The sequence below is a fragment of the Roseobacter sp. genome (genome assembly GCF_024639605.1).
In the GTDB taxonomy this organism is placed as follows: domain Bacteria; phylum Pseudomonadota; class Alphaproteobacteria; order Rhodobacterales; family Rhodobacteraceae; genus Roseobacter.
This window is the reverse complement of record NZ_JAHEHZ010000061.1, coordinates 1-20,718: the sequence shown is the minus strand read 5'-3', so window position 1 is coordinate 20,718 and position 20,718 is coordinate 1. Positions and strand designations below refer to the sequence as shown.

General features: G+C 59.8%; 18 protein-coding genes and 2 pseudogenes. 11 read left to right on the top strand and 9 right to left on the bottom strand.

Translation table 11 applies throughout. The features are described 5' to 3' along the window. From Q0M35_RS09900 to Q0M35_RS09890, 3 genes and pseudogenes are all read left to right on the top strand, one after another. Window positions 1-154 (top strand): annotated as a pseudogene (locus tag Q0M35_RS09900) (2,3,4,5-tetrahydropyridine-2,6-dicarboxylate N-succinyltransferase); the annotation flags it as partial. A gap of 261 nt (window positions 155-415) precedes the next feature. Beyond that, complete coding sequence (locus tag Q0M35_RS09895; protein ID WP_295314695.1) at window positions 416-1,168, top strand: hypothetical protein; 753 nt, start codon at window positions 416-418, stop codon at window positions 1,166-1,168. Window positions 1,169-1,176: 8 nt separating this feature from the next. Further along, on the top strand, window positions 1,177-1,530 hold the full coding sequence (locus Q0M35_RS09890) for a hypothetical protein (RefSeq protein WP_295314693.1): 354 nt from the start codon (window positions 1,177-1,179) through the stop codon (window positions 1,528-1,530). Between the two features lie 32 nt (window positions 1,531-1,562). Here Q0M35_RS09890 and Q0M35_RS09885 read toward each other — a convergent pair whose 3' ends face one another. Further along, the gene (locus Q0M35_RS09885; RefSeq protein ID WP_295314691.1) at window positions 1,563-2,657 is read right to left on the bottom strand and encodes a Hint domain-containing protein; all 1,095 of its coding nucleotides are present in this window, start codon (window positions 2,655-2,657) and stop codon (window positions 1,563-1,565) included. Window positions 2,658-2,942: 285 nt separating this feature from the next. Here Q0M35_RS09885 and dapE point away from each other — a divergent pair, with 285 nt between their 5' ends. From dapE to Q0M35_RS09860, 5 genes are all read left to right on the top strand, one after another. Next, the gene (gene dapE, locus Q0M35_RS09880) at window positions 2,943-4,094 is read left to right on the top strand and encodes a succinyl-diaminopimelate desuccinylase (RefSeq protein WP_295314689.1); all 1,152 of its coding nucleotides are present in this window, start codon (window positions 2,943-2,945) and stop codon (window positions 4,092-4,094) included. Between the two features lie 76 nt (window positions 4,095-4,170). Next, entirely contained in the window at window positions 4,171-4,743 is a 573-nt protein-coding gene (locus tag Q0M35_RS09875) for a TIGR04282 family arsenosugar biosynthesis glycosyltransferase (protein WP_295314687.1), read from the top strand. 31 nt (window positions 4,744-4,774) lie between these two features. Further along, complete coding sequence (rnr, locus tag Q0M35_RS09870; protein ID WP_295314685.1) at window positions 4,775-7,030, top strand: ribonuclease R; 2,256 nt, start codon at window positions 4,775-4,777, stop codon at window positions 7,028-7,030. A gap of 148 nt (window positions 7,031-7,178) precedes the next feature. Beyond that, window positions 7,179-7,898 carry a YafY family protein gene (locus Q0M35_RS09865; protein ID WP_295314684.1) on the top strand — a complete coding sequence of 240 codons (720 nt, stop codon included), beginning with the start codon at window positions 7,179-7,181 and terminating at the stop codon, window positions 7,896-7,898. Between the two features lie 68 nt (window positions 7,899-7,966). After that, entirely contained in the window at window positions 7,967-9,316 is a 1,350-nt protein-coding gene (locus Q0M35_RS09860; RefSeq protein ID WP_295314683.1) for a lytic murein transglycosylase, read from the top strand. A gap of 6 nt (window positions 9,317-9,322) precedes the next feature. Here Q0M35_RS09860 and Q0M35_RS09855 read toward each other — a convergent pair whose 3' ends face one another. From Q0M35_RS09855 to Q0M35_RS09820, 8 genes are all read right to left on the bottom strand, one after another. Then, complete coding sequence (locus tag Q0M35_RS09855; protein ID WP_295314681.1) at window positions 9,323-9,724, bottom strand: lysozyme inhibitor LprI family protein; 402 nt, start codon at window positions 9,722-9,724, stop codon at window positions 9,323-9,325. Further along, window positions 9,721-10,899, bottom strand: coding sequence for an ABC transporter permease (locus Q0M35_RS09850; protein ID WP_295314679.1), 1,179 nt, complete (start codon window positions 10,897-10,899; stop codon window positions 9,721-9,723). Before Q0M35_RS09850 ends, Q0M35_RS09855 begins: the two co-directional genes overlap by 4 nt. Before the next feature lie 4 nt (window positions 10,900-10,903). Beyond that, window positions 10,904-12,607, bottom strand: a complete 1,704-nt coding sequence (locus Q0M35_RS09845) for an ABC transporter permease (protein ID WP_295314677.1) — start codon at window positions 12,605-12,607, stop codon at window positions 10,904-10,906. After that, window positions 12,608-12,895 (bottom strand): DUF1330 domain-containing protein, encoded by a 288-nt coding sequence (locus Q0M35_RS09840; protein WP_295314675.1) that lies wholly within the window; start codon window positions 12,893-12,895, stop codon window positions 12,608-12,610. It lies immediately after the preceding gene. Between the two features lie 69 nt (window positions 12,896-12,964). After that, the gene (locus tag Q0M35_RS09835) at window positions 12,965-14,071 is read right to left on the bottom strand and encodes an extracellular solute-binding protein (RefSeq protein ID WP_295314673.1); all 1,107 of its coding nucleotides are present in this window, start codon (window positions 14,069-14,071) and stop codon (window positions 12,965-12,967) included. Window positions 14,072-14,192: 121 nt separating this feature from the next. Beyond that, window positions 14,193-15,293 (bottom strand): ABC transporter ATP-binding protein, encoded by a 1,101-nt coding sequence (locus tag Q0M35_RS09830; RefSeq protein ID WP_295314671.1) that lies wholly within the window; start codon window positions 15,291-15,293, stop codon window positions 14,193-14,195. A 256-nt stretch (window positions 15,294-15,549) separates the two neighbouring features. Further along, the gene (locus tag Q0M35_RS09825; RefSeq protein WP_295314669.1) at window positions 15,550-16,947 is read right to left on the bottom strand and encodes an aspartate aminotransferase family protein; all 1,398 of its coding nucleotides are present in this window, start codon (window positions 16,945-16,947) and stop codon (window positions 15,550-15,552) included. An 88-nt stretch (window positions 16,948-17,035) separates the two neighbouring features. Beyond that, window positions 17,036-17,719, bottom strand: coding sequence for a GntR family transcriptional regulator (locus Q0M35_RS09820; RefSeq protein WP_295314667.1), 684 nt, complete (start codon window positions 17,717-17,719; stop codon window positions 17,036-17,038). Between the two features lie 161 nt (window positions 17,720-17,880). On the opposite strand from Q0M35_RS09820, the gene Q0M35_RS09815 reads away from it, so the two are divergent. The 3 genes and pseudogenes from Q0M35_RS09815 to Q0M35_RS09805 form a co-directional block, all read left to right on the top strand. After that, a complete protein-coding gene (locus Q0M35_RS09815; RefSeq protein ID WP_295314665.1) occupies window positions 17,881-18,963 on the top strand; it encodes a polyamine ABC transporter substrate-binding protein in 1,083 nt (360 codons plus the stop codon). 79 nt (window positions 18,964-19,042) lie between these two features. After that, window positions 19,043-20,170, top strand: coding sequence for an ABC transporter ATP-binding protein (locus Q0M35_RS09810; RefSeq protein WP_295314663.1), 1,128 nt, complete (start codon window positions 19,043-19,045; stop codon window positions 20,168-20,170). A 37-nt stretch (window positions 20,171-20,207) separates the two neighbouring features. After that, window positions 20,208-20,718 (top strand): annotated as a pseudogene (locus Q0M35_RS09805) (ABC transporter permease); the annotation flags it as partial.

Here is a 20,718-nt window from a genome sequence, read left to right as displayed (position 1 = left end):
ATTCACCTATGGCGAGGTACCGGCGGGCTCGGTGGTCGTTGCTGGCTCAATGCCTTCGAAGAACGGGGTGAACCTCTACTGCGCGGTCATCGTGAAAAAGGTGGACGCGCAAACGCGCTCAAAAACATCGATCAACGAGCTTCTGCGCGACTGATCTTTACCAGAACTTAAGACCTGGGGCAGCCCTGCCCCGGTTTTTCCCGGAACCTGCCAGACGCCGGAACCATTGTGGCCAGGATCGTTCCTTAAGCCGCCGGGTATGCGCCAGTCATCAGCCCCTGTTACTTTTCAGACTCTGCAGACCCTTTCGGATCTGCGCTCCGTTGCGGCCACCGGGTTCGGTGATCTTGCGACCTGTTTGCAGCCCGGGCACAAGCCGGTGCTGCGCCGCGTTATATTTGATCAGCAGTGCCGGATGACAGATACAGACGGCGAGAAGCTGGCCGAAGATCTGATGCGGTTTGCCACGCGGCCCAACGTGGATCAGACCTCTTTTATGACCTCGACGGCACTCCTGCTGGCCGACCGGATACAGGGCGGAGCAGTGGCCGGTAACTTTGCGCCCCACTGGGGGCTCTACCGCGATACTTACCGCAAAGCGCCTTCTCCGGTGCGCGCGGCTATCACCCATGGCTTCCGCCGGGCCTTTGGCGGGGCGATCGGAGATGACGGATCTGTGGCCGCGCGTGACCTGGCGACGTTCGACGCCGATGATCTGCGACGGTTGCTGTGCCGGATTGCACGATCGATGACCGCCGATATGCGCGACAGCGTCTGCGCGCTGGCCGATGAAGAGACACGCCCGGTCCACCGGCACGCGCTGGATAACTGCCTCAGCGGCAGCTGCATCCTGTCAGAATACGGAGGCTGGTTCCCCGGCGAGGTGGTCGAACAGGCCTCACTAGATGCAGAAAATCCAGGATATGCCGCCTGCACTGCGCTGGTTCTCCTTGATGCTTTCGAGACGCGCGATGCCAAAGACAAGATGGCCTTTCGCTGGGAACGGCAGGCCGAAGGATATCTGCTTATGCGACCTGAATTCCGCGCGGCGATCATTGCGGGCTTCAGAAACCTGCACGAAATGGCCATCGAATGGCAGCCTTATGGCAGCTGGACGCCGGGCGATCTGCTTGAAAAAGCCGTTGTGGTGCCTTTCGCCAAGCCCTAACAGGGGGCATGGCAGCGTCAAAGAAACCCTCCCGTCAGCAGGTCTATACACTTGTGGTCCAGATCGGACGCAAGGAAGGCGACGGCCTGCCCCGGGGGGCAACGGGCGCGGGCCTGGTCGTCTTTGCCAGTGGTATCGACGAAGCGGAAGCGGTACGCGAAACAGTGGCCGTGCTGAAACAGGCAGATACCGCACCGCTCGATGTGACAGGCTACGGCACGCTTGATGAGCGCCTCGCCGAAGGACACGAAATCGGTGAGGATGAACGCGGCCTGATGCAACGCGCGCTGGATGAAAATGCGGTTATCGTGGCCCAGATGGAGCCCTTCTACGGCAGCCACCCGGAAGTGGACGCAGACTGAGCGCCGAAAGGATTTTTGCGTTGGTTGTGCGGTCAGGCCGCGCGCTGCCGCGCAAGATGGATCGCTTCAAACCACCTGAGCACCTTACAGGCGGCGCGCCCGTGTTCCGGCAGCGTGCTCCGGTCTGTCTGCGCGAGCAGCGTGGCCGCAAGGCGCTCAGGATACCGCCTGATCCGCCCGATATTCAGGCTTTCCATAGCTGTCCCTGCGACGAGAACCGCCTCATGTGCAGGCAGGATCAGCTGTGTGTAGGTTTGCACCGGCACCGGGTCTGCGGGCAGAGCTGCAAACCCGTTCACGAGATGACGTGCAGGGATCAGTACCGCCTCCTCGTTAAAGAGATATTCGACCTCCGGCCCGTCGATCACCAGCCTCTGACCTGGGGCCGTGACCACATCATCGCGCAGGCCGAAATAGGGCGCACGCAGCCGGACGGGCGCAAAACTGCCCCGTGCAGGTACCCTGCGGGAAACAGTGTGAAGCACCGGCACGACATCGCCCGCGCGGGTAATTACCGTATCGCCGCGCCTCAGATGAGCGGCCTCACGGTAGCCACCTGGCGTTGCAACCATCGCCTCTGGTGCCAGTCCGGGCATCGGGCCGACCGGCTCGACCCGGTCCGAGAGCGCGGCAAAAACCACGTCCCGGGCGAAGGTCTGATCACCCTTTCCGAGCAGCATATCGCGCAGGTCCCGAAGCCGCACAGGCCTTACATCACTGATCATGACGGAAGCGACCTGGTCCTCTTCCGGGCGCTCGACCGAAAGGCGGGCAAACCCGCGTCCGCAGTCCCAGCTGAAGGTGACACGCAGTACGTCGGTTCTGCCCGGAACTCCGTGTGTCAGAGCCGCATGAGCTATATTTTCGCCGGTGACCTGAACCATTGATATGCCACCGCCCGGGATCGCCTGAAACGTCAGACTGCGTTGTCCGGGCCAGCTGTGGCTGAACGACAAAAGCACCTGTGGCCGGCCATCCGGCGACAGACGTGTCTCAAATATCAGGCTGCCGCACTGCGGCGTATAATCCGGATCACCCGGGTGCAGACGGCGGTCCGCCCGGTCCTCGCCCACACCCCGCAGGGAAAACCGCCGTTCTTTATGATCTGCAACCGCAAGCCAGGTCATGACGACCCCGCCCGGACGGATGCCGCTGGCCGCTCAGTGCGCTTTATCATCCCTTGTGCCTGCATTTCTCGTCCGCCCGGCGCGGCGCGAAGGCCGTCGGGTTTCATCTGCTGAAGTCTGTGACCAGTAATGGCCGTGCTGCTCTGTCATTTTTGTTCTTAATCTCAAAGTAACACGCACTGCGAGGGGTTGTTAAGTATTTACTGGCTTTCGGGCCCGGACCATTGCGCTGGCGGCGCTGAGCTTTTAGCCATTGGGGGCCTTTGCCTGATGCCCGGAGAACCCATGCCAGCTGTTGACCCCGTTGCCCTGACCGCCGATCTTGTGCGCTGCGCCTCCGTGACCCCGGCTGATGAGGGGGCGATGGATATCCTGCACAGGCTGCTGAGTGATGCAGGATTTGACTGTGCCCGCGCGGACCGGGGCGGGATTGCCAACCTGTTTGCCCGCTGGGGCGCGCAGGGACATGCGCGTACTTTCGGGTTTAACGGTCACACAGATGTGGTGCCGGTGGGCGATGAGGCCGCCTGGAGCAGGTCGCCCTTTGGCGCTGAGGTGGTTGACGGCATTATGTACGGACGCGGCACCACGGATATGAAATCGGGTGTCGCCGCATTTGCGGCGGCGGCGGTGGATTTTGTGCAAGACACCCCGCCCGACGGAGCTGTCATTCTGGCCATCACAGGCGACGAGGAAGGCGATGCAACCGACGGCACCACCGCATTGCTGTCATATATGGAGCAGGCCGGCGAGAAGATGGACGTTTGTCTGGTGGGGGAGCCGACCTGCCCCGATGTGATGGGGTCGATGATGAAAATCGGGCGGCGCGGTTCCATGACCGCCTGGATCCGGCTGACCGGTAAACAGGGGCATTCGGCCTATCCGCACCGTGCGCTGAACCCGTTGCCGGCCATGATGCGCCTGATGGACCGTCTGTCCAGCCGCGAACTGGATCAGGGCACAGACCATTTTGACCCGTCTACACTGGCGGTCGTGACGGTCGATACCGGTAATCCGGCGACCAACGTAATCCCGGCTGAATGCTCCGGCACGGTGAACATCCGGTTCAATGATCTGCACAGCGGCGAGACCCTGAGCGACTGGATTCGTGATGAAATCGCCAGTACAGAGACTGAATTCGGCGTGAAAGCTGACCTGAGGATCAAAATCTCCGGCGAGAGTTTTCTCACACCACCCGGCCCGCTTTCCGATCTTGTCGCAGCGGCGGTTGAGGCCGAAACCGGAGTGAAACCGGAGCTGTCCACAACCGGCGGCACCTCGGATGCCCGCTTTGTGAAAGACCATTGCCCGGTTGTCGAATTCGGGCTGGTCGGTCAGTCGATGCACCAGGTCGATGAGCATGTGCAGGTGGCGCATATTAAAGAGCTTAAAGCCATATATGCGCGCATACTGGCCAGCTACTTCGCCGCAGGGTGACGGCGGTGCTTCGGACAGGGCGCGGACGGATCGCCAGTTCCCGGCGAGCGATGTTGCCTGACGCGGAACTGTTTTCGTGAAACGGACGCTTGTCGTGATGCTCAAAGAACCCCGTCCCGGGCGGGTCAAGTCGCGCCTCGGGCAAGACATCGGCATGACCACCGCGGCCTGGTGGTTCCGCCATCAGACGGCAGCGCTGCTCCGGCGCGTCACCGATCCGCGCTGGCAGACGGTGCTTGCTGTGTCGCCGGACGCCGAAGGCCTGCGCAGCAGGATCTGGCCTGCCGGGTTGCACCGGATACCCCAGGGGGGCGGGTCTCTGGGCGACCGGATGGCGCAGGTTTTCCGGCATCCGTCTCCTGGGCCGCTCTGCATCATCGGTGCCGATATTCCGCTGGTTACACGCGCACATATCGCGCGCTCATTTGCGCTTCTGGGACAAAACGAGGCGGTGCTCGGACCGGCCCCTGATGGCGGGTTCTGGCTTATCGGGCTGCGGCGCAACCGCCCGCCGCCGCCGGAGCTCTTTGCAGGCGTGCGCTGGTCGACTGAGCATGCACTGCAGGATACACGGGCGACCCTGACCAATCGGACGACTGCCCTTACCGACAGTTTGGCGGATGTCGATACAGTGCACGATTTGCGATGACGTTTCCGGGTGCGCATGCTACCTCGGAAGCATGAACAAAATCCCCACCAAAGCCGAAATTCTGGACTGGATCTCCGAGAACCCGACCCTGACGGCAAAGCGCGATATCGCCAAGGCGTTCGGCATAAAAGGCGCGGCCCGCATCGACCTCAAACGCCTGCTGAAAGAGCTCGAGGCGGAAGGACATCTCGAAAAGCGCAAGCGCAGTTACCAGGACCCGGACCGCCTGCCCCCCGTCGCTGTTCTGCAGATTACCGGGCCGGACAAGGACGGCGATCTTTTTGCGAAACCGCTCGAATGGCTTGGCGAGGGGGTTGAACCTGTCGTGCTGGTCATCCCGCGCGCGTCTGATCCGGCACTGGGTGCCGGAGACCGTATCCTCGGGCGGCTGACGCTCGTGAAGGGTGAGGATCACCACTATGAGGCGCGGCTGATCCGGCGCATCGGCACCAATCCGCGACGTGTGCTTGGCGTTTTCCGCAAAACGGCCGAAGGCGGGCGGATTGTACCCATCGACAAAGGCGCAGAAAAGGAATGGCAGGTTGCCGGCGACGCCACCCATGGCGCGCAGGACGGCGAACTGGTCGAGGCAGAGCAGGCCGGTCCGAAGGGGCGCATGGGCCTGCCGCGGGCGCGGGTTACCGGGCGCCTTGGCGACCCGTCAGCGCCAAAGGCCGTCTCGCTGATTGCCATCCACCAGCACGGCATTCCCGATGCCTTTCCTGATGATGTGATTGCCGAGGCCGACCGCGCGAAACCGGTGGGCCTGAACGGCCGCGAGGATCTGCGGGATCTGCCGCTTATCACCATCGACCCGTCCGACGCGCGCGATCATGACGATGCCTGTTACGCCCACGCGGATGAAGACCCCGGCAACGAGGGCGGGCATATCATCTGGGTCGCGATTGCGGACGTCGCAGCCTATGTTACGCCGGGCTCTGCGCTGGACCGTGAGGCCCGCAAACGGGGCAATTCCACGTATTTCCCTGACCGTGTGGTGCCGATGCTGCCCGACCGGCTGTCGGGCGATCTGTGTTCCCTGCACGAGGGAGTGCCGCGCGCCTGTATTGCTGTGCGGATGCAGATTGATGCCACCGGCAATAAGCTCTCGCATACCTTCCACCGGGCGCTGATGCGGTCGCCCGCGTCGCTGCATTACGAAGAAGTCCAGGACGCGGTGGACGGCAACCCGAATGATCGCACCGGACCCCTGACAGAGACTGTTTTAAAGCCGCTGTACGCCGCATGGGCGGCGCTTACGGATGCGCGGGGGCGGCGGCAACCGCTGGATCTTGACCTGCCCGAGCGTCGCATCGTGCTGGATGATGACGGCAAGGTTACCTCTGTCAGCTTCAAAGACCGGCTTGATGCGCACCGCGTCATCGAAGAGTTTATGGTGCTTGCCAATGTCGCTGCTGCCGAGACCCTGATCGCAAAGAAAACGCCGCTGCTGTTCCGGGTGCATGAAGAACCGAGCCCCGAAAAGCTTGACGCGCTGCGCGAGACGGCAAAGGCCAGCGGGTTTACTCTCGCAAAGGGACAGGTGCTGAAGACATCGCACCTGAACCGTCTGCTTGCCGATGCGGCAGGATCGGATGAGGCGGAACTTATAAACATCTCGACGCTGCGCTCCATGACCCAGGCCTATTACGCGCCGCAGAACTTTTCGCACTTCGGGCTGGCGCTGAAGAATTACGCACATTTCACCTCGCCGATCCGGCGGTATTCCGATCTGATCGTGCACCGGGCGCTGATCGCGGCGCATGGCTGGGGCAAGGACGGGTTACGCCCCGAAGACTATGATGACCTTGAACAGACCGGTGAGCATATTTCTGAGACCGAACGCCGGTCAATGATCGCCGAACGCGACACCACGGACCGCTATCTCGCAGCTTTTCTGAGCGAGCGCGTGGGCAATGAGTTTACCGGCCGGATCAGCGGCATCGCGCGCTTTGGCGTGTTTGTTAAGCTCGACGAAACCGGCGCGGATGGTCTGGTGCCGATGCGCTCCATCGGCCAGGAATACTTCCACTATGACCAGGAAGCCGGCACCCTGATGGGGGCCGATACCGGCATGATCATCAGCCTTGGCCAGCGCGTTACTGTGCGGCTTGCGGAAGCGGCACCTGTGACCGGCGGAATTGCCCTTGAGCTGTTGTCACTTGACGGCGAAGACCTGCCCCGTGGCCGCCGCTCACCGGCGGGACGCAGCCCCAGGCGCCACAAAGCAAAGGCCAAAAAACGCAGTGACAAAACCAAACGCAAAGTAAAACGCACCCGTCGCTAGGCGCAGGCGCGCGCGGGCTGGACGTAAAACCCTGCTCATGGTCGCGGCGCAGAAGGCCAGTCAGTGCGCCGGTATCGCTGAAGACGGGCTGTGGGATAAGCCGTTCTTTGCTGACAGTTTCCGGCAGTAGATATGCTATGCTGATTTCATGAGCAGAACCCACAGACTTTTCCAGATGATGCAGACGTTGCGGCGGTTGTCTCCGCCCGTGACAGCCCGGCGCCTTGCAGACGAGATGGGCATGTCGCTGCGCACGATCTACCGCGATATTGATTCACTGCGCGGGATCGGGGCAGTGATCGATGGTGAGGCGGGCTTTGGCTATACGCTGATCGAGGATGCGGCGCTGCCGCCCCTGGGCTTTGAGGATGACGAACTTGAGGCCCTGGTGCTGGGCCTGCGCGATGTTGCGGTGATCGGTGACCCGGCTCTTGCCCGCGCGGCGCGGTCGGCGCTCGCCAAGATCAAAGCCCGTGTGCCGCCCCGCCAGGCGCACCGGTTGCAACACGCGGTGCTCGATGCGCACCGGTTCGCGCCACAGCCGGTGATCCGCATCGATGTCTCGCTGTTGCGCGAGGCGACCTGGGATGAGGTCAGCGTGCGCTTTGCCTACCGTGATGCCGAAGGGTCGCAGACGGTGCGGCGGGTGGACCCTCTCGGCCTTGTCTATCTTGACCGCTCCAACGTTCTTCTGGCCTGGTGCCATTTGCGAAATGATTTCAGGACCTTCCGTCTTGACCGCATGGAAAGCCTTGAACGGACTGATCTGAGCTTCCGTCCGAAACGGGTGCCTTTGCTGCGTGAGCATCTCGACCGGATACGCTGCGAGATTGCGCCACCGGCAGAAGATCGCGCCCGGTCTGATTGAATTCTTCCTATGCGGGACGCGAATCGCTAGACTGGAACGAATAATAAACAGAGCAGCAGGACGGCAATATGCAATGGAAGATCTGGACTACAGGTGTTCTGGCCATCGGACTGACCATGGCGGACACAGCACAGGCAGAAGCAATCTGGCAATCCGTGAGGCCGCTGAACCGGCCCGATACGGCTCTGCCTGACACTCTCACAGACCCCGTTTCGCTGATCTCGGTTGCTGCCCGGCCAAAGCTGCGGCCGGCGACGAAAGCCGTGACAGACACGGCAAAGGTCGAGGTTGTGGCATCACCTGCGGGATTTGACCGCTGGGTTACCGGGTTCAAACGCCGGGCGCGGGCGCAGGGCATCAGTGCAGGAACGCTGGACGCGGCATTTCGCAATGTCAGCTATGACGCGGATGTGATCCGGCGCGACCGCAACCAGTCGGAGTTTACCAAGACAATCTGGGATTATCTGGGCAGCGCCGCCTCGGCCACCCGTATCGCAAATGGCAGGATCGCTCTGAAAAACCACAACAGCACGCTGACGGCGATCGAGAAACGGTATGGCGTCGAGAAAGAGGTGGTCGTGGCGGTCTGGGGGCTCGAAAGCGCCTATGGCACCTTTCGGGGCAAAAACGATGTGGTGACCTCGCTGGCGACGCTTTCTTTCGACGGGCGGCGCGGCGCATTCTTTGAAGAACAGCTGATCGCGGCGCTGAAAATCCTGCAGAACGGTGACACCAGCCCGCGCAAAATGACCGGGAGCTGGGCCGGGGCGATGGGACACACGCAGTTTATTCCAACCTCCTACCTCAGCTATGCGGTGGATTTTGACGGCGATGGCAGGCGCGATATCTGGGCCGAAAATCCGGTAGATGCGCTGGCCTCTACCGCCGCCTATCTGAAGAAATCCGGCTGGACCAAAGGACAGCCCTGGGGCGTCGAGGTCCGGATCCCGAAAGGATTTGACTACACGCTCGCAGACCGGAAGATCAGAAAATCACCGGGTCAGTGGGCACGGCTGGGCGTCGTCGATATGAACGGACGGGCCGTTCCCGATCACGGGCGCGCTTCGGTGCTGCTGCCGGCAGGCGCGCAGGGAGCGGCATTTCTGATCTTTGATAACTTCAAAGCGATTGAGGCCTATAACTCCGCGGACGCCTATGTGATCGGTGTGGGGCATCTGAGTGACCGCATCAAGGGCGGGCCGGCGATCCGTGCGTCATGGCCCACCGATGACCGTGCGCTGACCCGTGCTGAGCGTGAAGAGATGCAGCGCCGTCTGACGGGCAAAGGGTTCAGCACCCAGGGCATCGACGGGCGCATCGGGCCAAAAACCATCGATGCGGTGCGCTCCTATCAACGCGCGCAGGGGATTGTCCCGGACGGCTATGCGTCTCTGACGTTGCTGAAACGTCTGCGCTGAGCGGTATCAGAGACGGCTCAGCAGTTCGGCGACCCGGGCGCGGGACAGCGAAATACGGCAGGCGCGGATGGAAATACCCGTGCCTGACCCGCCTCCTGAAAGCGTACCGGTATACTCACAATGCGCCGCGCGGTAAGCGTCCCACGCCGCCTGTGACGCCTCAAGCGCCGGGAGAGCGACTGTCCGGCCGGTGATGTCGTCCAGCTCCGTCGCACTGGCTCGGGCAGATTTCAGCGCGATCTCCAGTGTTTGATCCACCCGCTTCTCAACGTCTGCAAGGCAGGCGGAGGTTTCGACCTGCGAAGACGACACCAGACTACACTCCAGCGACGGATCGGCGAAGACAGATGCAGGCAGGGCTGCCAGCACGAGGCCAGAGAGGCATCTGCATACCGCGCCTGAACTCATGAGGGGCTCATGCCGCGCAGACGCTCAGACCGACGGCGCAACAGCTCAACGACTGTCAGCAACGCAATCGAGACAATCACCAGAATGGTGGCAACCGCGAGGATCGTCGGGCTGATCTGTTCACGCAGGCCGGTGAACATCTGCCAGGGCAGCGTTTTCTGGCCGGCAGAGCCCACAAAGAGCACGACCACAACCTCGTCGAAAGAGGTGATAAAGGCAAAGAGCCCGCCCGAAATCACCCCGGGCAGAATGAGTGGCATCTGAACCCGGAAGAAGGTCGTGACGGGGTTGGCTCCCATATTTGCCGCCGCCCGCGTCAGCGAATTGTCAAATCCCACCAGCGTGGCAGTCACCGTGATAATTACGAAGGGTATGCCAAGGGCCGCATGTGCGAGGACCACGCCGGCATATGTGCCCTGCAGGCCGATGCGGCTGTAGAAAAAGTACATGCCAGCTGCCGAAATGATCAGCGGGACGATCATCGGCGAAATCAGGATCGCCATAATCGCACGCCGGAACGGCACGTGCGGCTGGCTCAGCCCGATGGCCGCGAGAGTGCCAAAGCCGACAGAAAGCAGCGTGGCGGCAGGTGCGATCCTGATCGAGTTCTTGAGCGCTCCCTGCCAGTCAGAATTCGTGAAGAAATCTTCATAATGCTTCATCGAATAGCCGGCGGGATCAAACCGCAGCATTTCCGGCGTAAAGGTAAAGAAATCCTCGGCGTTAAAGCTCAGCGGCATCACCACAAGGATGGGCGTGATCAGAAACACCAGAATGGCACCGCAGATTACCCGGAAGGTAAAATGCCAAAGCACCTGCCGCGGAGTGAGGTAGGGCGCCACTTTGGCGCGGTAACGCCCTTCGTAAAGCCAGAAACTGAACCATCCGAAGAACCAGCCAAAGGCCGCCCCGATCAGGGCGGCAGCAATCCCGCCCATTAAAAACCCGGCAACTGCAAGAAGAGCCGTCAGCCCCCAGATGCCTGCTTTTTCTTCCTTTATGATTTGCGTCAGCACATAAGCGACCGCCGCCATCAGTGCAGCACCAAGGATAATGCCCAGCAAAGAACTGCCCTGGGCGGTGCCCACGAGCAGCCCGGCAAATGCGCCGGCGGCGGCCACGACGGGCACATAGAACGAGACAGGTGTGCGCGAGATCGGTGTGAGAGCTACCATCGGATCAGCCTCCCAGTTTCACATTGTCGATGCCGACAATCTTGTCGTAAGCCCAGTAGAGCCCCAGAACCACCGCCAGCAGGATCGCGCCAAGTGCAGCCGCGAGACCCCAGTTGAGCGAGCTGGAAATATGGTAGGCAATCCGGTTGGAAATGAACGTACCCGTCGTGCCGCCGACAAGTTCAGGCGTGATGTAATAGCCGATGGCCAGGATGAACACGAGGATAGAGCCCGCACCGATGCCAGGCACAGACTGTGGGAAATAGACGCGCCAGAACGCAGTCCAGTCAGTAGCACCCAGCGACTTGGCAGCGCGAAGATAGGTTGGCGGGATCGTCTTCATCACCGAATAGAGCGGCAGGATCATAAAGGGCAGCAGGATGTGTGTCATCGCGATGATCGTACCGGTCTGGTTGTTGATCAGCGCAAGCCGGCTGTCGTCTGCGACAACGCCCAGCCACACCAGTGTGTCGTTGATGACGCCCTGCTGTTGCAACATTACTTTCCAGGCCGATGTCCGCACCAGCAGCGATGTCCAGAAAGGCAGCAGCACCAGAATCATCAGAAGGTTGGCCGTGCGCGCCGGCAGGTTCGCAAGAATCCACGCAACCGGATAGCCCAGCAGGATACAGCTGCCGGTGATGACCAGCGACATGATCATCGTCCGGATGAAAAGCTTGATATAAAGCCGCTCGTTTTCAGGGCGCATTTCAGGGCCGTCGGGGCCTTTTTTCATGTCAACCGCATTGAGGAAATAGCCGCTGGTATAGGCCGGGCTGTAGGTCTGGATGGTCTGCCAGACCTCAATGCTGTGCCAGTCCTTGTCGATCTCCTCAAAGGCCGCAGAGTAATCCACGGTCTCAAAATCCGCCACGGCGACGGCGGCCTCCTGCAGTTCGGCTGAGCCGGGCCCGGAAAGCGATGCAACATCCGCACCTGCTGAAAGATCAGCATAAAGCGCCGAGTAAACGATGGCCCAGGGGTCTTCTTTCAGCAGATTATCTTCGTCCTCAAACTGAACGAATTCTGCAAATGTCTCATACATCGCGGCGGTTTCGGGCAGTACCGAGGCCACTTCGTCGCGGATCTCAAAGGCGGGCTGGCGGTCACCGGATTTTTCATCCCATCCGGCCATATCTTCGAGCCACTCCGCGCTGCCCATCAGAGGGTTCCAGTTTTCGGCATCTTTCCAGAACTCGTTGAAGTCCTCGAACTGATCCTGATAAACCTCGCCGATGTCTTCGACCCCGCGACCCGATTTACGAAAGAGCGAGGACACACCCGTCAGCTCATAATTCAGCCGCGAGCCCAGCCGTGTGTGCAACTTGCGCTCGGATGCGATGAAGATGTCTTTGTACAGGCCTTCGAACAGCTCTGGCGGGGGTATCTCGCCCGAAGTACTGTCCCAGGCGGCAAGGCCGTCGGTGGTGCGGGGCAGAGTGTCGGCAACGATCTGGTTTTCGACTGAACGGAATAGCATATCGGCAATCGGCGCGATAAAGGCCACGAGGATAAACACCAGCAGCGGCGCAATCAGCATCAGTGCCCGCAGTTTCTGGCGACGCAGCGCGCGGTTAAGGCTCTTTTTCAGCGGTGTACCGTCTGCCGCGAGCATCGGGCCGTGGTCAGCATTGTCCGCAGCGCGCAGCGCATTGTCCGGCGTGGCACCTGTGAACTGGTCGGGGCCGGTTGCTGTGTTGTCGCTCATTTATGCGCCCTCCACGAGGATTATCGTGCTGTCGGTCGCCCGACGGCGGATGTCGGCGACCTTCTGGTATTCGTCGTCGTTATAAGCGGCGACGGCATTCTCATAGCTCGGAAATTCGATGACGACCTGCCGTTCACGGCTTTCGCCCTCGGGAACCTGGGCGCGACCACCCCGAACGATGTATTTCCCCCCAAAGCGCTCCATAAGTGCCGGCGTCTGCCCGGTGTAACCGGCGTATTCCTCCGGGTCGTTCACGGTGACATTCGCGATAAGGTAGCCTTTGGGCATGTGGGTCCCCTTTTGTTTTGAGGGAAGGGCCCGCAGGGGCCCCTCCCGGTTTTCAGTCGGGTGACCGGCTTATTGGGCCAGCCACGCCTGGAATTTCGCGTCGATGTCGTCGCGGTAGTCTGCCCAGAACTCATAGTTATAAAGGAACGTGTTCTTGGCGTTCTCCGGATCAGTCGGCATGTGCGGCGCCATGTCGATGCCCAGGTCAGCGTGTGTCGATACCAGCGGTGCCGAAGACGCACGCGCCGGGCCGTAGCTGATGTATTTGGCCTGATCGGCCAGACGCTGGGTGTCGGTGGCAAACATGATATAGTCGAGTGCGCGGGCTTTACGCTCGTCGCTCAGGCCGGTTGGAATGATCCATCCGTCAAGGTCGAAAACCTGTGCGTCCCAGAGCATCGCCACCGGTTGGTTCTGCTCTTCGATCACCGAGAAGAGACGACCGTTGTAGGTCGAGCCCATCACGATTTCACCGTCTGCAAGCAGCTGCGGTGTGTCAGCACCGGCGGACCACCAGATCACGTCGTCTTTGATCGTGGCCAGCTTGTCGAGGGCCTGCTGCTGACCTTCTTCGGTCTCCAGCACGTCATAGACTTCGTCTTTGGCAACGCCGTCGCAGAGAAGAGCCCATTCCATGTTGTTGATGGGGTTTTTCTCAAGAGCGCGCTTGCCCGGATATGCTTCTGTGTCGAACACCGCGCAGACCGATGTCGGGGGTGTATCGCCGACCATGTCGGTGCGATAGCCGAATGTTGTCGAGTAAACGATCTGCGGAATAAAGCAGTCCGACACGAGCAGATCACCGAAGTCATCCTCGGCAGATGTGCCGTCTGGTGCAGCGGCCAGCATTTCGTCAGGGTCGATTTCCATCGCCAGACCTTCGTCGCACAGCCGGATCGCATCCGCTGCAACAACATCGACCACATCCCATGTGACATTACCGGCTTCGTTCATCGCGCGCAGTTTTGCGACCGCTTCAGAAGAGGACGAATCGTTGATGATGTTGACGCCCGTCTTTTCCATATAGGGGTCATGATAGGCTTTTTGCTGCGAGTTGGAGTATGCGCCACCCCAGCTTACGATTGTCATTTCATTTGCCATGTGGCCATCGGCAGTGGCCATACCGGCCGCAACAGTCAGCGCAGTAGATGCCATCAGCGTCTTGGTGAGTTTCATTATAGTCTCCCAGTTTTTTATCCCGTTGGTGAAATTTTAAGACGGTGGTAACGGGTCTGACCGCCGTCTTTTCTGTAATCGCGCAGCCATCAGGCAACACGACAGTTCCGGCGGCCGGACGTCAGGCGTCCAGCGCGCGGCAGTCATCCGGAAGCCAGCCGATTTCGATCTGCTGGCCCGGGACAAGACGCTCCACATCGGGAGCGTTTCTCGTTTTGATGACGAATTCACTGGTACCCGCCACCTTTAGGCGGGTCCTGAAGATATCACCCATATAGATAAATTCCAGAACCTCGGCCTTCAGCGTATGCGCATCCGGGCTAAGGCGGTTTTTGTTGTATTCCACACGCTCAGGGCGGATTGAGACACGTGTCCGGTCACCGGCTTTCTGCACGTTGACAGGCTTGGCGTCGATCACTTCGCCGCCATCCAGTTCCACAAGGCAGCTGTCGCCTTTGATCTCTTTGACCACGCCTTCAAGCGTGTTGTTTTCGCCGATGAACTGCGCCACGAAGCTGTTTTCCGGCTCCTCATAGAGCTTATCAGGCGGGGCAAGCTGCTGAATACGACCATCGTCAAAAACGGCAACGCGGTCGGACATGGTCAGCGCTTCGGTCTGGTCGTGCGTCACATAGACCACGGTAATGCCGAGTTCGTGTGCGAGATTGGTGATCTCGAACTGCAGCGTTTCGCGCAGCTGCTTATCCAGCGCGCCGAGCGGCTCATCCATGAGAACAAGTTCCGGTTCGAAGACCAGGGCGCGGGCAAGGGCCACACGCTGCTGCTGGCCACCGGACATCTGCGAGGGCCGGCGTCCGCCGAAAGCCCCCATCTGCACCATATCGAGGGCGCGTTTTACCTTCGCCTCCCGGTCGGATTTACCCATCTTGCGGACTTCCAGAGGGAAGGACAGGTTTTCCGCGACCGTCATATGCGGGAAAAGCGCATAGTTCTGAAAAACCATGCCGATGCCGCGTTTGTGCGGCGGGATGTTGTTGATCGATTGCCCGTCGAGGCGGATGTCGCCGTGGGTGGCGGTCTCAAAGCCGGCCAGCATCATCAGACAGGTGGTTTTTCCTGACCCCGATGGCCCCAGCATCGTGAGAAACTCGCCTTTGGGCATGAAAAGGTTGAGATCTTTTACAACGAGATTTTCCCCGTCATAGCTTTTCTGAACGCGCTCGAATTCGACGAACGCGTCTGCGGTACTGTTAGTTGCCACGTGTGGCTCCCCGTTTGTTCCCCGGCGATTTACGCCTTATTCGCGTACAGGGTAACACGACTGCGCGCCCTCAGAGCAAGCAGTTAACTTACAGGACACCTGTTTCACCGTGCTTCACGTCAAACGCGCATAAATACGCCGTGAAACGGGCCTGTTTGCACCTGCTCCGTGCAAAATCAGGAAGATTTCCGGTAAAGTTGTGCATTGCCGGAGAGGTTTCCGGTTTGTTTCCGGGGTGATTCTCTCCGCCGCTGCGTCAGGATGCCGCTTTCAGCAGCCCCTCTTTGTCCGCTTTCTGCCAGGTTTCATCCAGCGCTTTGCGGGCGCGCTCCATAAATATGTCGATCTCGTCGGGTGTGATCACCAGTGGCGGCGAGACCACCATCCGGTCGCCCACATGGCGCATCACGAGATTATTGGCAAAACAGCGCTCGCGGCACATCAGGCCGATCGCACCGGCCTCGCCTGCGAATTTCGCGCGGCTTTCTTTATGCGGTGTCAGTGGCAGCGACCCCATCAGGCCGATGACGCTCGCGCCGCCGACCAGCGGGTGATCCGCCAGACCTTCGAGCCCCGCGCGGAAAGCAGGACCCGCAGTGTTGCGTACGTGATCGAGGATGTTTTCATCCTGCAGGATCTGCAGGTTTTTGAGGGCAACAGCAGAGGCAACCGGATGGCCTGAATAGGTGTAGCCGTGGTTGAACTCCGTTGCGCCGATCACCGAGGCGACCTCGTCACAAACCACTGAGCCGCCGATCGGCTGATAACCGGAGCTCAGCCCCTTTGCGATTGTCATGATATGCGGGCGGATGCCGAAGGTCTGGCTGCCGAACCAGTTTCCGGTGCGCCCGAAACCGCAGATGACTTCATCAGCGATCAGCAGGATCTCGTATTTGTCGCAGATCCGCTGGATCTCGGGCCAGTATGTCTCCGGCGGAATGATCACCCCGCCCGCGCCCTGAACAGGCTCCGCGATGAAGGCCGCGACGTTGTCTTCACCCAGCTCTTCGATTTTTTCTTCAAGCTCACGGGCCCGGGCGAGGCCGAATTCTCCAGGGCTCATGTCACCGCCTTCGGCCCACCAGTCGGGCTGGCCGATGTGGTGGATGCCGGGAATCGGCATGCCGCCCTGCGCGTGCATGTATGTCATGCCACCAAGGCTGCCTGAGCCCATCGACGAGCCGTGATAGGCGTTTTTCCGGCTGATGATATGGGATTTCGACGGCTTGCCTTTCTCCGCCCAGTAGGTACGGACCATGCGGATGTTGGTGTCGTTGGCCTCGGAGCCTGAGCCGGCGAAAAAGACATTGTTCATGCCCTCGGGAGCCAGCCGCGCAATCTCCTGAGAAAGCGCGATCGCCGGCACATGAGTCGTTTTGAAAAACGTATTGTAGTAAGGCAGTTCCGTCATCTGACGTGCGGCAACCTCGGCCATCTCGGTGCGTCCGTAGCCGATGTTCACGCACCACAGACCCGCCATCCCGTCGAGGATTTCGTTGCCTTCGCTGTCCGTCAGAAAAACACCTTTGGCCCGCGTGATGACCCGCGCGCCCTGCTCTGCCAGCTCATCGTTTGTGGTGAACGGATGCATGTGATGCGCCGCATCAATCGCCTGGAGTTCCGCGGTGGGCATGTGGTTGGTGATCATCGTCATCGGTTTTCTTTCTGCTGGAGAGAAGGAGCATCCGCACCTTTGCGATGAAGAATATGATCAAATTCCGGGCGGGTCAATCGAATCGGTGTCAGTTCCGGGTGGCCTGCAGAGCCTCGCGCACCTGCAGCATCCCCTGATGGACGTCCTCGGCCAGTGCCTTCGCTGTGCCCTGCGCGTCGCCCGTTTCGAGGGCGCTGAGCATCTCGGCATGCTTGTCCGGCAGATTGAGCGTGCCATAACGCCCGCATACAACCCTGAGTGAAGGCCCGAATTTAAGCCATAAACGGTCTGTCGTATCCGCAAGAACCGGCGCATCCGCACTGGCATAAAGCCGCGCGTGAAACCGGTAATTGTGGGTCAGATATCCTTTGATATCACCCTGGGAAATGGCCTGATTGAGGGTATCATCGATACTTTTCAGCTCATCCAAAGTCTCTGTCGTCATGCGCTGAGCCGCGCGACGGCCCAGTTCCGGTTCAAGAGATTGCCTCATAAAATCAAGCTGTTCTATGCATTTCTCTGTCAGCTCAGGCACTATCACGCGACGGTTACCCAGCATGCTCAGCGCCCCTTCGGATGTCAGGCGGCGGATTGCTTCGCGCACCGGCGTCATGCCGGCAGCAAGCTCATCTGTGAGCCCCTTGATTGTTACCGCCTGGCCGGGCGCCAGATCCCCGAAAAGAATGCCGGTCCGCAAACGCCGGTACACCGACTGGTGCGCGGGCTGTTTGGCAGTGGTCTTTTTGTCACCGGACGCCTGTTCTTTAAGCATAACAGTCTGATTGTCCCTCTTCGGTTCTGGCAGTTACGATCACTTCTCTTGCACAGGCTTTGATCACATGAAAGCATATTGCATCTTGCCTGCTGAGGCAAAACTTGATCAAATTAAATCCAAGCCGGGAATAACCCGGTCACCACCAACGGGAGTTATCTATGAACAAGCTCATCATGAGCAGCGCTGTTGCGGCGCTGGCAGCCACGGGTGCTGTCGCCGAAGAAGTCCGGGTCTACAACTGGTCTGACTATATCGACGAAGCCCTCCTCGAAAAGTTCGAAGCCGAAACCGGCATCGACCTGATCTATGACGTTTTTGACAGCAATGAAGTGCTCGAAACCAAAATGCTCGCCGGCGGTTCCGGCTATGACGTCGTTGTACCATCCGGCACCTTCCTGCAGCGCCAGATCGCAGCCGGCGCGTTCCAGAAGCTTGATCCGTCGAAGCTGCCCAACCTCGAAAATATGTGGGACACCGTCGAAGCGCGGACCCGGCAGTACGACCCCGGGAACGCTTATTCAATTAACTACATGTGGGGCACCACCGGCATTGGCGCCAATCTTGGCAAGGTGCAGGAATTGCTCGGCGCGGATGCACCTGTCGGCTCGCTCAGCCTGATTTTTGAGCCTTCGAGCATGGAAAAACTCGCGGAATGTGGCGTCCACTTCCTGGATGCACCGACTGAGATGATCCCGGCGGCGCTGAAGTACATTGGCGAAGACCCCGACAGCCATGACCCTGACGTCATCGCCAAAGCAGAAGAAGTGCTGATGGCCGTGCGTCCTTACGTGCAGAAATTCCACAGTTCTGAGTATATTAACGCGCTGGCAAACGGCGACATCTGCGTGGCCTTCGGCTGGTCGGGTGACATCCTGCAGGCGCGCGATCGTGCGGCAGAGGCCGATAACGGCGTGGAAATCGTGTACAACGCTCCCAGCGAAGGCGCGCTGATGTGGTTTGACCAGATGGCCATTCCGACAGACGCTCCGAACCCTGATGCGGCCCACGTTTTCCTGAACTTCATCATGGACGCTCAGAACATGGCCGATGCGTCGAACTACGTTTATTACGCCAATGGCAATGAGGCCTCCAAGCCGCTGCTGGCCGAAGACGTGATCGGTGACCCGGCGATCTATCCCGATGAGGCAACGCTGGAAAACCTCTACACCACCACGCCCTACCCGGCGAAGGTGCAGCGCGTCGTGACCCGTCTGTGGACCAGGATCAAATCGGGCACCTGAGCCCGGCACGTCAGGGCAGCGCCGCAATGCGCTGCCCTTTTTACATCAGCCCGGAGCCCGGGCAAAATGAGGATGCACCGTGCCGGAAAGCGACTTTGCCCCCTGGAACGATCCCGACGAAAAACCGCTGATCCGGTTTAAGTCTGTCACCAAGAAATTCGGTGATTTCACGGCGATTGATGACCTGACACTCGACATCTACGAAAAGGAATTCTTTGCACTGCTCGGTCCGTCGGGCTGCGGGAAAACCACTATGATGCGCATGCTTGCCGGGTTCGAAGCGCCCACGCGCGGTGTGATTGAGCTTGCGGGTCAGGATATTGCCCCGGTGCCGCCGAACAAACGCGCAGTGAACATGATGTTCCAGTCCTATGCGCTTTTCCCGCATCTGAGCGTTTACGAAAACATCGCTTTCGGTCTGCGCCGCGGCGATATGCCCAAGCATGACATCGACGACCGCGTGGCCGAAATGCTCAAACTGACGCGGCTGGAGAAATTCGCCGCCCGCAAACCCCATCAGATTTCGGGTGGTCAGCGCCAGCGCGTGGCGCTTGCGCGCAGCCTTGCCAAGGCACCGAAACTTCTGTTGCTGGATGAGCCGCTTGGTGCGCTCGATGCGAAACTGCGTCAGGCAACGCAGTTTGAACTGATGGATATTCAGGAGAAGACCGGCACGACATTTGTGATCGTCACTCACGATCAGGAAGAGGCAATGACGGTGGCAAGCCGCGTTGCCGTCATGGATGAGGGCCGCGTAATCCAGGTGGCGACGCCCGAACATATCTACGAAGTGCCCAACAGTGTCTATGTCGCTGATTTCATTGGTGATGTGAACATCATTAATGGTACTGCAACGCCCGTTGGGAATGAACGGTATGAGATCAGCTGGGCAGACAATACAGCGCCGCTGATTGCTGCCTCCGAACGCCCGTTTTCAGAGGGTCAGAGCTGCCATCTTGCAATACGACCGGAGAAAATCGCCATCAGTGCCGAGCGCCCGGCGGATGCGGACAACGCCGTAGAAGGCAAAGTGCTGGACATCGCCTATCTGGGTAACATCTCGACATACCACGTCGAACTGCCCGGCGGACAGATCGTCAAGGCACAGGCCGCCAACACCCGTCGCGTTTCCCGCCGGACGTTCACCTGGGAAGACACAGTCTGGATCAGCTGGACAGCCACAGCGGGAGTACTGCTGCCACAATGACTTCAGGTGATCCCCTCGCGCGTACGGAGACCTGCTGATGCAGCGTTTTGTCCTGATAGCCGTTCCCTATGCCTGGCTGCTGGCCCTTTTCCTGGTGCCATTTATCATCGTGCTCAAGATTTCCCTTTCGGATATTGAGCTCTCCATACCGCCCTATACGCCGACACTGGACGATGGCATCGTGCCGTTTTTCAAAGCGCTGGATTTTGAAAATTTCACCTTTCTGGCTTCTGATGATCTTTACTGGAAAGCCTATCTAAGCTCGCTGAAGATAGCACTTTTGTCGACGTTCCTGACGCTGCTGGTCGGGTATCCGATGGCCTATGGCATGGCGCGCGCGCCCGAAGAATGGCGCCCCACGCTGATGATGCTGGTGATCCTGCCGTTCTGGACGTCGTTTCTGATCCGGGTCTACGCCTGGATGGGCATTCTCAGTCAGGAAGGGTTTCTCAACCAGTTCCTGCTCTGGACCGGCCTCATCGGCGAGCCGCTGACCATTCTCAACACCAATACCGCGGTCTATATCGGCATCGTTTATACCTATCTGC

What these genes read in the sequence shown, in the direction of transcription:
- Q0M35_RS09895 (WP_295314695.1), top strand. Translation starts at nt 416, where the DNA reads ATGACAGATACAGACGGCGAGAAGCTGGCCGAAGATCTGATGCGGTTT.
- Q0M35_RS09890 (WP_295314693.1), top strand. Translation starts at nt 1,177, where the DNA reads ATGGCAGCGTCAAAGAAACCCTCCCGTCAGCAGGTCTATACACTTGTG.
- Q0M35_RS09885 (WP_295314691.1), bottom strand. Translation starts at nt 2,657, where the DNA reads ATGACCTGGCTTGCGGTTGCAGATCATAAAGAACGGCGGTTTTCCCTG.
- dapE (WP_295314689.1), top strand. Translation starts at nt 2,943, where the DNA reads ATGCCAGCTGTTGACCCCGTTGCCCTGACCGCCGATCTTGTGCGCTGC.
- rnr (WP_295314685.1), top strand. Translation starts at nt 4,775, where the DNA reads ATGAACAAAATCCCCACCAAAGCCGAAATTCTGGACTGGATCTCCGAG.
- Q0M35_RS09865 (WP_295314684.1), top strand. Translation starts at nt 7,179, where the DNA reads ATGAGCAGAACCCACAGACTTTTCCAGATGATGCAGACGTTGCGGCGG.
- Q0M35_RS09860 (WP_295314683.1), top strand. Translation starts at nt 7,967, where the DNA reads ATGCAATGGAAGATCTGGACTACAGGTGTTCTGGCCATCGGACTGACC.
- Q0M35_RS09855 (WP_295314681.1), bottom strand. Translation starts at nt 9,724, where the DNA reads ATGAGTTCAGGCGCGGTATGCAGATGCCTCTCTGGCCTCGTGCTGGCA.
- Q0M35_RS09850 (WP_295314679.1), bottom strand. Translation starts at nt 10,899, where the DNA reads ATGGTAGCTCTCACACCGATCTCGCGCACACCTGTCTCGTTCTATGTG.
- Q0M35_RS09845 (WP_295314677.1), bottom strand. Translation starts at nt 12,607, where the DNA reads ATGAGCGACAACACAGCAACCGGCCCCGACCAGTTCACAGGTGCCACG.
- Q0M35_RS09840 (WP_295314675.1), bottom strand. Translation starts at nt 12,895, where the DNA reads ATGCCCAAAGGCTACCTTATCGCGAATGTCACCGTGAACGACCCGGAG.
- Q0M35_RS09835 (WP_295314673.1), bottom strand. Translation starts at nt 14,071, where the DNA reads ATGAAACTCACCAAGACGCTGATGGCATCTACTGCGCTGACTGTTGCG.
- Q0M35_RS09825 (WP_295314669.1), bottom strand. Translation starts at nt 16,947, where the DNA reads ATGACGATGATCACCAACCACATGCCCACCGCGGAACTCCAGGCGATT.
- Q0M35_RS09820 (WP_295314667.1), bottom strand. Translation starts at nt 17,719, where the DNA reads ATGCTTAAAGAACAGGCGTCCGGTGACAAAAAGACCACTGCCAAACAG.
- Q0M35_RS09815 (WP_295314665.1), top strand. Translation starts at nt 17,881, where the DNA reads ATGAACAAGCTCATCATGAGCAGCGCTGTTGCGGCGCTGGCAGCCACG.